The 11,308-nt window shown below is 37.2% G+C and carries 13 protein-coding genes and 1 pseudogene; all 14 read left to right on the top strand.

The features are described 5' to 3' along the window. Positions 1 to 548, top strand: a 548-nt coding sequence (locus GGQ95_RS17935) for an RHS repeat domain-containing protein (RefSeq protein WP_280528811.1), incomplete at its 5' end; no start/stop codon positions are given. 13 nt (positions 549 to 561) lie between these two features. Then, positions 562 to 1,026, top strand: coding sequence for a hypothetical protein (locus tag GGQ95_RS17940; RefSeq protein WP_044746758.1), 465 nt, complete (start codon positions 562 to 564; stop codon positions 1,024 to 1,026). Positions 1,027 to 1,238: 212 nt separating this feature from the next. Then, complete coding sequence (locus GGQ95_RS17945) at positions 1,239 to 2,066, top strand: RHS repeat-associated core domain-containing protein (protein ID WP_183187251.1); 828 nt, start codon at positions 1,239 to 1,241, stop codon at positions 2,064 to 2,066. A gap of 12 nt (positions 2,067 to 2,078) precedes the next feature. Then, entirely contained in the window at positions 2,079 to 2,585 is a 507-nt protein-coding gene (locus GGQ95_RS17950) for a hypothetical protein (RefSeq protein WP_080859940.1), read from the top strand. A gap of 179 nt (positions 2,586 to 2,764) precedes the next feature. Then, entirely contained in the window at positions 2,765 to 3,790 is a 1,026-nt protein-coding gene (locus GGQ95_RS17955; RefSeq protein WP_183187252.1) for an RHS repeat domain-containing protein, read from the top strand. Positions 3,791 to 3,802: 12 nt separating this feature from the next. After that, positions 3,803 to 4,054 (top strand): hypothetical protein, encoded by a 252-nt coding sequence (locus tag GGQ95_RS17960; RefSeq protein ID WP_080859902.1) that lies wholly within the window; start codon positions 3,803 to 3,805, stop codon positions 4,052 to 4,054. A 169-nt stretch (positions 4,055 to 4,223) separates the two neighbouring features. Continuing rightward, on the top strand, positions 4,224 to 4,883 hold the full coding sequence (locus tag GGQ95_RS17965; protein WP_183187253.1) for an RHS repeat-associated core domain-containing protein: 660 nt from the start codon (positions 4,224 to 4,226) through the stop codon (positions 4,881 to 4,883). 153 nt (positions 4,884 to 5,036) lie between these two features. Continuing rightward, positions 5,037 to 6,008, top strand: a pseudogene (locus tag GGQ95_RS18945) (transposase); the annotation flags it as partial. Between the two features lie 603 nt (positions 6,009 to 6,611). After that, positions 6,612 to 7,322: an RHS repeat-associated core domain-containing protein gene (locus GGQ95_RS17975; protein WP_183187255.1), complete on the top strand. Its 711-nt coding sequence runs from the start codon at positions 6,612 to 6,614 to the stop codon at positions 7,320 to 7,322. Positions 7,323 to 7,338: 16 nt separating this feature from the next. Further along, a complete protein-coding gene (locus tag GGQ95_RS17980; RefSeq protein WP_080859892.1) occupies positions 7,339 to 7,728 on the top strand; it encodes a hypothetical protein in 390 nt (129 codons plus the stop codon). Positions 7,729 to 7,833: 105 nt separating this feature from the next. Then, on the top strand, positions 7,834 to 8,586 hold the full coding sequence (locus GGQ95_RS18755; RefSeq protein ID WP_183187256.1) for an RHS repeat-associated core domain-containing protein: 753 nt from the start codon (positions 7,834 to 7,836) through the stop codon (positions 8,584 to 8,586). 25 nt (positions 8,587 to 8,611) lie between these two features. Beyond that, entirely contained in the window at positions 8,612 to 9,073 is a 462-nt protein-coding gene (locus GGQ95_RS17990; protein ID WP_139788090.1) for a hypothetical protein, read from the top strand. A gap of 297 nt (positions 9,074 to 9,370) precedes the next feature. Continuing rightward, positions 9,371 to 10,348 carry an RHS repeat-associated core domain-containing protein gene (locus GGQ95_RS17995; RefSeq protein WP_183187257.1) on the top strand — a complete coding sequence of 326 codons (978 nt, stop codon included), beginning with the start codon at positions 9,371 to 9,373 and terminating at the stop codon, positions 10,346 to 10,348. A gap of 333 nt (positions 10,349 to 10,681) precedes the next feature. After that, positions 10,682 to 11,257 (top strand): hypothetical protein, encoded by a 576-nt coding sequence (locus GGQ95_RS18000; RefSeq protein ID WP_183187258.1) that lies wholly within the window; start codon positions 10,682 to 10,684, stop codon positions 11,255 to 11,257. The last annotated feature ends 51 nt before the right edge of the window (positions 11,258 to 11,308 follow it).

Raw genomic sequence — 11,308 nt, forward strand, 5'->3', positions numbered from 1 at the left:
ATTATGATCCGGAGACGGCGAGGTTTCTTTCGAGGGATCCGTATCCGGGGGATTTGGATAATCCTATCACTCAAAATGGATATACTTATGCGAATAATAACCCGGTGATATATGTTGATCCAGATGGCGAATTACCTTGGGTAGTCAAAGAGATTGCAAAGTTTGCTATAAAGCAGGCTGTTAGAAATCCTAAAAACCTAAGGATAGTTGTAGAAAAAATAAGAAGCTTTACAAGGCAAAAATATATAAAAAAAGCTCTAGACCAGTTAGGCTTAGAAGTACAATCTAATTTAAAAGGAGGATATATTCTTAAAATAATGGCAAATAGGAAGCGTATACTCTCTATTGACTACCATGGTTTAAATATCTTTAGAGGTACTGGTAAGTATAAAGGTAAGCACACTAGACATATCCCTATACTGCATATGCATTTAGGAGGAAGCGAGACTCATTATATATTTAAATCGTTTGTACCTGACGAACTAAAGATTAAGCCTTTTGCTAAAAATAATCCTAGATATATATTCATTTCAGAATTTATTTTTTAAGGGGAGATTTTTATTGAAACATATTAAAACATTTTTATTAACACAATTAGATGAGAATCCTTATGTAGAATTTTCAACAGGTATAAATGTTAATAAACTTCCATTTATTGTAGAGGAAATTACCTTTGATGATACGATTTCTTTTGACGATGTCAGTTCTGTTATTCAGGGAAAAAAACTAATAATCCCCTATTTTTCGTTATCATCTTTAAATAAAGAGTTAAAAAAATACAAATGTATTATAAAAAAAAATATGAAAATAGCTGTGATTGAAGATTTTGAGTTCAACTTAGATATATTCTATTTGTTGAATGAAATAGAGTATACTAATGTTTATTTTATTGCTGATTTTTTTGATGAAATGGAGATATTATTACCAAAGGACAGAATGGAGGGAATAACATTTAATTTCAACAAATTGAATCAACTAATTTTTATTCAATTTGAATCAAAAAAGATGATAACATTTAAATATTAATTCGTATCGAAAAAGATGTTCTATAGTTATTTATCAATAGTTAGAGGGATGATTTCACATTGCAGAAAATCTAGTTCGATACAAAGAGCATTCCTGTTAGAAAGGCTTTTAGGAACTTGAAAGAAAAAGCATCTTGGTATGATGCAGCGGTTGCCAATTGTCAAGTTGACACTGTTATCAATCAAACCAAAGAGAACTAATCGTACGAAAAATTGAACAACCGCCAAACCGTATGGGAGTTTACGTGGGCGAATGGGAAACCGAATACGGTCACGAATGCGAATGGCGATACGTTTTACTATGTCATCAACTACCGCGGCGATGTTATCCGCATTGTTGATGAGAACGGTGCGACGGTCGCGAATTACAGCTATGATCCATGGGGAAAAGTGCTTTCGGTTTCGGAAAATGCGGCCGTGGCTGGACAACCGATAGGGTATGCAGGATACTATTATGATAGAGAAACGAAGCTGTACTACCTACAGGCAAGGTATTACGATCCAGAGACGGCGAGGTTTATCTCAAGAGATCCAGATCCGGGAGACAAAGACGATCCGATCACTCAAAATGCGTATACGTATGCGAATGACAATCCGGTGATGCTGGTGGATCCGGATGGGAATCGTGGATTAACCACATTGTATCGGACTGTTGCAGGTGCTCTCACATATGTTATAGTCAGCGGGGCAGTAGCAAAGAGTTTAGTTAAAAAAGCGGTAGGGAAAGTAGCAAAGAAGGTTTTACGTAAGGGTACGGGTAAAATAAGTGCAAAAGATATTGTTTTTAGCGATAAATTTAAAAAGTCAAAATATAAAAATCAAGTTGCTAAACGTGGATGGACTAAAGAAAGTATAGCCAAAACAATAAACAATCCGTACAAAATAACTAAAGCGGTAAACAAATATACAGGAAACTCAGTAACTGTTTACTATAAAGATAAGAGACATTATGTAGCAGTAGATGATGGTACAGGAAAGGTAATACAAGTTTCCGATTTGAATGACCCATACTGGGTATTTGATCCTAAATTTTCGAAGTAGGTGGGTGATACAGTGACTGTAAAAAAAGATGGCAAAATTAACGAGATAGTCTATGAATATACCACATATCACAGTGGAAAATATAGACTTTATCCAACAATTACACATTTGAAAATTATGTTAGAAAAAATTATTGAATCCAATACAACGACAGAATATTTAAGAATTAATCCGTTCTATAGAAATGGAAAGGTTGATATGCAAATCGAATTTGATGAATATATGTTTTATTTAGAATGCAGGGAACAGTTTGATGAAAAAGAACAAGAAGAACATATTTTAGACTGTCTGGATACAGACGATCAAATTGTGACTGCTGAGCAATTTGAGATGGGAAAAATCCTTTATCCATTATGCCAACACAATGATGTAGAGAGTTTTAAGTTATCATTAGAAAAATATCGTGATTATTTAGATACGCTTTTACCGAGGTTATTTGATATTGCTAAAAGAAAAATGCAATTAAAAGACGAAGATTTAGCTTTTGGATATTTTTGTTTTGAAGTTCATAGTGAATAAGAATCGAACCTTGATTGGCTATATGCCTTTCAAGGTTTCTTTTTACAATGACTATATGGGGAGTATTTCTATCTAATGTTATCTTTTATTTAAACTCATGATGCTAGTTGAGCCTTAGAACTTAACTATCTCAAGTATAACTTAGATTAGGGTGCCAAGCACGTGTTGAAAAAATCAAAGTGTTTACGTATGATGACGCCGGGAACCTCCTTAAGGACGACCGCTACCAATACACATGGGACGGAGAAGGACGCCTGCTTTCAGTCAAAGACGTAAACGGCAACACGGTCGTCAGCTTCACGTATCGCCCAGATGGACTGAGAGAAACGAAAACGGTCAATGGCGTGACGTACCATTATCACTATGACGGTTCGGACTTAATCCGCGTCACGAATGACAACGGCCAAACCGTATGGACGAGCGACAAACCGAATACGGTGACGAACCAAAACGGCGATCCGCTCTATTATGCCGCGAACTATCGCGGCTATGTTATCCGCATTGTCGATGAAAATGGAACGACGGTCGCGAATTACAGCTATGATCCATGGGGAAAAGTGCTTTCGGTTTCGGAAAATGCGGCCGTGGCTGGACAACCGCTAGGGTATGCAGGATACTATTATGATAGAGAAACGAAGCTGTACTACTTGCAAGCGCGGTATTATGATCCGGAGACGGCGAGGTTTCTTTCGAGAGATCCAGATCCGGGAGACAAAGACGATCCGATCACTCAAAATGCGTATACGTATGCGAATGATAATCCGGTGATGCTGGTGGATCCGGATGGGAATCGTGGATTAACCACATTGTATCGGACTGTTGCAGGTGCTCTCACATATGTTATGGTCAGCGGGGCAGTAGCAAAGAGTTTAGTTAAAAAAGCGGTAGGGAAAGTAGCAAAGAAGGTTTTACGTAAGGGTACTAATAATGCCTATGCTATTGCTAAAAGTGGTGGGAAACATTTTGGATTTTATAAACAGTATATTAATAAGTCCCCAGAACAAATCAGAAGGGCAATAAATTCAATAAATAAACAGATTGAGGAACATAAAGATAAAATAAAAAATCCAGAGAAATATATTCCTAACTTTAGAAATCTAGATCCTAGGCAGCAACAAGCATTAATTCATAAAAAATGGCCTTCTGATATAAAAAGACAAATGGAACAAAAACAAATTCTTGAAGGCATTTTAAAATCAAAGTAGGGAGATGATAGGATGCAAAATGAGATGAAATATTTTTTAATTGATTTAATTAAAGAAATACAGGAAAAATATAACCAAACACTGACAGAAGTAGAAGAAGAGAGTTTGGAGGAAAAAAACTACAGGTTGGGTACAAACTTTGCATATTATGACGTGTTAGAATTAATTGAGTCTCAATTAAAATCTTTTGATTATAGGTTAGGTGAAATTGGTCAAATAACCCCTACATTAGGAGAGAAAATAGCTAATAACAGCCTGAAATAATAATCTAAACAGATTTGACTCAAGAATTTTGATTAATTCTTGAGTTTTTTTATTTATTTGGGCTAGGTTGGGGGAATATAGCTATAACGGTTCTGATTTTATCCGCATCACAGATGACAACGGCCAAACCGTATGGGCGTTCACATGGGCGAATGGGAGCCCAAATACGGTGACGAACCAAAACGGCGCTCCGTTCTATTATATCGCGAACTATCGCGGCGATGTCGTGCGGATGGTCGATGAAAATGGAGCGACGGTTGCGAATTACAGCTATGACCCGTGGGGCAAAGTGCTTTCGGTTTCGGAAAATGCCACAGTGACTGGACAGCCGTTAGGGTATGCAGGATACTATTATGATAGGGAAACGAAGCTGTACTACTTGCAAGCGCGGTATTATGATCCGGAGACGGCGAGGTTTATCTCAAGAGATCGAGATCCGGGAGACAAAGACGATCCGATCACTCAAAATGCGTATACGTATGCGAATGATAATCCTGTTATGTATAAAGATCCAAATGGTCATTATAGGATCTCTGTGAAATGGTTTGCTGCGGGACTGAATGCGGGATTAAGCATGGTTCTGACTGGAGGTCTTACCTTAGGTGCTTTAATAGCCTATATTAAGAAAAAAGGAACGCAGGCGGCTAAACGTATTTTCTATAGAACGTTGAGAGACAAGCTGATAGTTATTGGAGCATCAGCTGGTATATTAAAAAGCTTAGAATGGGTAGTTAACACTGCGTTCAACTATTTAGATCCTGGAACTGTCGTAGCAAACTGGATCGATAGCAGAGATAAGAAACCCCAAAACGGCTATATTGATTTTTAAATTTACAGGAACAAGAAAATGTGTTTTTGGATAGTATATAAAATTTTGTGTAAGGCATTTTGCTAGATTAAACGAAAAAAGGTAGGGGATTCTCTGGTTCACAACGGAGTACCCTACCTATGTCTAAAAATATATATACCGCATATAGACTAGATCTACCAACTGGAAAGTATCATTCGTCAGATTGTAAAGGAAAATTAAAATTGATTATGCAGGAAGAAATCAAGAATTCCCTCGCAATTGAGCAGTCGGAAATATCGAATATAAGAAACAGCTACTATCAATGCAATTTGGATACACAATATGGCCCGAATCGAGGTTCTTTCAGTTCTAAGAGATCGAAAACGAAGAATTTCAAACACAGCTTGTTTGCACCTTATCAACGTTACAAGAGCTGGGACGAGGAAAGGACCATTGAGATGTACTAAAACAGCATGAGCACACGTGAGGTTGGCAAGTTGATTTTAGGGAAATGCTTATTTCCAACAAATCAGCCATATAACCGATGTCGTTAAAGAGGACGTCGAGAAACAGCACACTCGACTACTGACAAATCGCAATTGGATGGCTTATACGTGAAACTTCGTCGTGAAACAGTGGAAAAAGAAGGCGTTTATGTGGCTTTTTGGGTGAATGAAGAAGGATATCAAGAAATACTTGATTTCTTTGTAGGAGGACAAAAAAGTTCCTATTTATGAAAAAAATCACTAAAACATCTTATAAATAGGGAGCCAAAGAAGTATTTCCTAGTTGGATCTGATGGACTACTAGGGGAAAAAGCTTTTAAGATCGTTTATCCGAAAGCTAATGTGCGGCGCTGTTTCATTCACAAAATATGCCCCCATCTTGCTAGGAAAAGAATGTATTTGAAGTGGTTGAGAATCTCAAATAAATTTATATTGCACTGAAGAAGAAGGTAGAGGTACAGATGTTTCAAAAGTTTGGGTCGAAATGGTTAAGTGAGTATTCGAGAGAAGTTCCATGCTGGGCAAATGAGTTAGATGTCTTCCTCACATTTATGGCTGATTGATATACACGACTAATGTCATCAAACGAACAATCAAGAAAGTTTGGAAACGTATCAAGCCTATGAACATTCTAAGTAGCTTAGAACCCGTAAAAAAATCGTGTATTTTTGATAAAAATAAAATGAAAATTTTATAGAAGTGTTAAATCTCTTTGTTTGCTTTCTTTATTAAAATGTACATTCAGTAGTATCTAATGAAGGAGAGTTACTTTGATGCCCGTATTATTAATTTTTTATCAAACGATCTTGTTCAGTATTTTATTAATAGTGGGAGCAATATTAAGAATTTACAATGGATCATTATTTCATTTAAATTCAATATGGTCATTTTTCATGTCGTATTTCATTGATGCCCTAGCGCTGTTATTTTTAGTGTATGTGTATAAGCGATATAATACTATTTCATTCAAAAGAAGAATAATAGCATCTATATTGTCTTTTTTACTTTCTTTTGTCCTAATGTTTATATTTTTATCAGTACTAGAAAAATTATTTTAAGCGAATTGTGTAAATTAGCACATTATTTCGGAATCCATTTTTCAAATTATTTCAGGCGGATTCGGAAATAGTGTGCAATTTTTGGGGGTTATGGCGCATTTTCCATACGTTTTTCGAACGTTTGAACATATGCCAATTGTCTATCATTTCTGGGTGCACTGCATGCAACGGAAAGATCGCGATTTTGAAAAAATGTGACTCAAATGATTGTCGACGAAAACGGCGCGACGGTCGCGAATTATAGCTACGACCCATGGGGCAAAGTGTTGTCAGTTTCGGAAAATGCGGCCGTGGCTGGACAACCGATAGGGTATGCAGGATACTATTATGATAGAGAAACGAAGCTGTACTACTTGCAAGCGCGGTATTACGATCCAGAGACGGCGAGGTTTATCTCAAGAGATCCAGATCCGGGAGACAAAGACGATCCGATCACTCAAAATGCGTATACGTATGCGAATGATAATCCGGTGATGCTGGTGGATCCGGATGGGAATCGTGGATTAACCACATTGTATCGGACTGTTGCAGGTGCTCTCACATATGTTATGGTCAGCGGGGCAGTAGCAAATATCTTAGTTAAAAAAGCGGTAGGGAAAGTAACAAAGAAGGTTTTACGTAAGGGTACTGGAAACCTCAATAGTCTACTAAAAAAGAAATCATTAGGTAGAGGTTCAACAGGAAGAACAACCCCTAACAGCCTTGAAGAACAGTTGGCCATGAAGGAAGTATTATCCAATCCTTTAAAAGGTGCTACTAGAGTCCCGACAAAAAACATGAATGACCCCAGATGGCTGGGTTCAGAAGGATGGGTAAAAATGCAAAGGGTTGTAAAGACCTCAAAAGGTAACATTAATATTCATTTTAATTACAATACTAAAACTGGAAAGTTTGATGATTTTAAGTTTAAATAATCGGGATGTGTTAAAGATGGAACTACGGTGTGAGAAAAATACTGGTTATATGTTTAGTCCCAAAATTGTAAGAGAAGGAAACGAGACATTAACTTCTTATGATGGTATTTCTTTGGGTACAACTTATAGAGTTTACGGCATAATTCTTTATGAAGAGGGAATATACTACCTTATTTATGATGACTTTAAAATGCCAAATTGGTATCCAGCAGAATTGTTTTCTGTTATATCAAATTCACTTCCTGAGAAATGGTATTTTAAGCATTTTGGACAAAGTGAAAGCCTAACTGCTATATGGGGCTATTATGAATTAGTGCATTCTGAGAAGCATTTTGATGGATTAAGTGAGCAAGAGCCAGAAGAAATAGAATTATTTCTAAAGATAAAAGAAGAAATGTATAATTAGATTGAATTTTTTGGTGGTTATTGCGATGATAACCACCATATTTGTTTTTGAAGATATGATGGCGATAACGACTAAACGGTATGGACGAACAGGAAACCCAATACGGTGACGGACCAAAACGACGATCCGTTCTATTATGTCACCAACTATCGCGGCGATGTCGTCCGCATTATTGATGAGAACGGAGCGACGGTCGCGAATTACAGCTATGACCCGTGGGGCAAAGTGTTGTCAGTTTCGGAAAATGCGGCCGTGGCTGGACAACCGCTAGGATATGCAGGATACTATTATGATAGAGAAACGAAGCTGTACTACTTGCAAGCGCGGTATTACGATCCGGAGACGGCGAGGTTTCTTTCGAGAGATCCAGATCCGGGAGATTTAGATAATCCACTTTCACAAAATGCGTATATTTACACAGAAAATAATCCAGTTATGTACACTGATCCCAATGGTTATAGTAATAAATGGTATGATTTGGGGCAAGGCTGGAAGGCAAGAATTGATAGTGCGAAAGGCAGTACTCAAAAACATGCACACCTTTATGGACCAAAAGGCCAGCATTATTCTCAAAATGCAGACGGCTCTATTCACGATAAGCATAAAAATAGTAGTGGTGAGCCACCTAAATGGGTTAAAAAGGCGTTAAAGCAAAAAACAAAATGGGACTGGGATGCAAACGCTAAAAAATATGAAAAAAAACAAAAAGAAAAAAAAACAAAGGATGCTGCCAAAAAAGCAGCAAAAGTTGGTGCAGCAGCTGGTGCAGGGTATATTGTATATAGAGGAGTAAGGATGGCGCCTTCTCTATTGCCACCATTATGGCCGACTTTGCCAGCCAACTTGGTTATACCATAAAAATTACATCAGCAAGGAGGAATATGTGGTGAAATATTACACTTTTGAGCTCTGGGGCGATCAATCCCCGGAGGCAGAGAAGCAATGGCTAAGGAATGATAAAGCCTATTATGAGAGGGTAAAATTTTTAAAAAAAAGAATATCTGATGAAGCGTATAAAATTCTCGTTGAAAAAGGATTTCATGACTATACTCTTAACGAATTGAAAGTGATTCAAGAAGGATATGATTTTAGAAAATGGAAAATAAAAGTTGAAATGGTCGTTACCAATGAAATAGAGACATGGAAAATAAAAGTTGAAAATGTAAAAAAAATATTTATTAATCATAATGGTACATCTGATGATACAGGATTTGATGATTGGGGATATGAGGAACTTCTTGATGTAGATGAAAGTACTTTGTCTTTTGAAATATTATTTGCCTCAGGTTCAACCATATTGTTGCATTTTCCTAATAATAATATTTTTGTAAAACAAATAAAGTAGTGCTATCTAGTCTAATTAGCTTTAGTGGGCCTAATCATTAACTAATCGCTAGGCAACTTGCTAGATTAAAAGATAGCTGCTTTGCAATCATATGAAATTGCCTTAAGAGAGCACATTTGCTCCTTCTTAAGGCTTTTTTTATAAATTTAAAGAAGAAATTGGATATATACATACAATGCAGAGAGCCAGATTGAAACGTATAATTGTAAATTAGCCCATTATTTTAGGCTGATTTTTTCAAATAATCGTGACGCAGGAAGATTAACGAGTTAGCATGTTGTCGGTATAGAAGATGCGTTGGATCTTCGCTATACATACGATGTGGATGGAAATATTGTAACGTGCTTTGATGGTGCAGATTCATATACGTACGATTTCGCCAACCGTTTGAAGTCATGGACGTATCAAGGCAATACGGTTCAATACGACTACGACGCGTCCGGGAACTTAAAAAATCCGCACGGCAAGACGCTGACGTTTAATGCGGCCAATGAAATCGAAGGGTTCACATATGATGACGCTGGCAATCTTCTCAAGGACGACCGCTACCAATACACATGGGACGGAGAAGGACGCCTGCTTTCAGTCAAAGACGTAAACGGCAACACGGTCGCCAGCTTCACGTATCGCCCAGATGGACTGAGAGAAACGAAAACGGTAAATGGCGTGACGTACCATTATCACTATGACGGTTCGGACTTAATCCGCGTCACAGATGACAGCGGCCAAACCGTATGGGCGTTCACATGGGCGAATGGAAAGCCAAATACGGTGACGAATGCGAATGGCGATACATTCTACTACGTCACGAACTATCGCGGCGATGTGGTTCGCATTATTGATGAGAACGGTGCGACGGTCGCGAATTATAGCTACGACCCATGGGGCAAAGTGTTGTCGGTTTCGGAAAATGCGGCCGTGGCTGGACAACCGATAGGGTATGCAGGATATTATTATGATAGGGAAACGAAGCTGTACTACTTGCAAGCGCGGTATTATGATCCAGAGACGGCGAGGTTTATCTCAAGAGATCCAGATCCGGGAGACAAAGACGATCCGATCACTCAAAATGCGTATACGTATGCGAATGACAATCCGGTGATGCTGGTGGATCCGGATGGGAATTATGCTATAGCTGTCGGTGTTTACTTTATTCCAGGAATTGGAGAAGTAGCATTATTAGCAACAGGTGCAGTGGTGTTAGGTGGTATAACCTATAAAGCTGGTTCGTGGATAGCAAACAAAGTAAAAACATATCAATCCAAAAAAAGTTAAAGAAATATCAAAGAAAATTCCTAATAGACTAAAAAAATCAGATGACACTGTAGATATTGATCAGTTTGAGGGGGGGAGTCAAACTCGAGTAAATCAAAAAACAGGTTGGTCCATTGAAAGGGATAGAGCAAAAGGACAAAGTCACGGAGGAAGCTATTGGAAATTGAAGGATAAAAAAGGTAAACGTGTTGCCACTTTAGATAAATATGGAAAAATACTACGGCCGTAATGCTCTTTCTTTTTTCATAGTTCTGTTATAACTTATAGGTTGTCGATTTCTTATGAGACCAGCATGATGGGTAATTATTAGTACCCGGATAAAGGAGGAATATTGTGTTTTTCGTTGATCAAACAATTAAGTTTATAGAATCTGCTATACATGATAGTAAGACAGAACTGGTAAGTAATTATTTAGAGGAATTATCAGATTACGAACAATTTAACATTCTTGATATATATCCTTATCAGATTTTAGATAACGATAAGTTTGAACAAATAGAAATTTTTTTTGATAAGCTAACAGAAGAAGACTTTTCTAGAAAGACAGAGGATTATCTACTATATAATAGTAAGTTAAAGAGTTTTGAGCGTGTAATCCAGCATCTATGGTTAATCAATGATAAGTTTTATGTGTTTTATAATAATGAATATAATATCTTGAGTACCTCATGTGACACATTGGCACATAAGATTTATAGGGAAGAAATAGAGAATATAAAATCTTTAGGTTGTGATGAAACAAATTTAAAAGAGGTTAGGGAGTATAGTTCATTAGTATCACTCGTTAGATTAGCAGTAGCAGAACGATTATCTTTATTTTTTATTCTTATAAATCAAAAGATAATAATTCAAAGTAATGGACTGAGTGTAATGCCCCCCATTGTCAAGACACAATTTCGGAAAAAATAAGTTAAGTCCTCCTTCAATTGTAATGGGGAGCGGATGCCGTTAAGCAGTCCG

It is taken from the genome of Anoxybacteroides rupiense (genome assembly GCF_014196195.1).
Classification (GTDB): Bacteria; Bacillota; Bacilli; order Bacillales; family Anoxybacillaceae; genus Anoxybacteroides; species Anoxybacteroides rupiense.

Excerpts from the sequence above, each read along its gene's own strand:
- GGQ95_RS17960 (WP_080859902.1), top strand. The coding sequence starts at position 3,803 with ATGCAAAATGAGATGAAATATTTTTTAATTGATTTAATTAAAGAAATA.
- GGQ95_RS17975 (WP_183187255.1), top strand. The coding sequence starts at position 6,612 with ATGATTGTCGACGAAAACGGCGCGACGGTCGCGAATTATAGCTACGAC.
- GGQ95_RS17980 (WP_080859892.1), top strand. The coding sequence starts at position 7,339 with ATGGAACTACGGTGTGAGAAAAATACTGGTTATATGTTTAGTCCCAAA.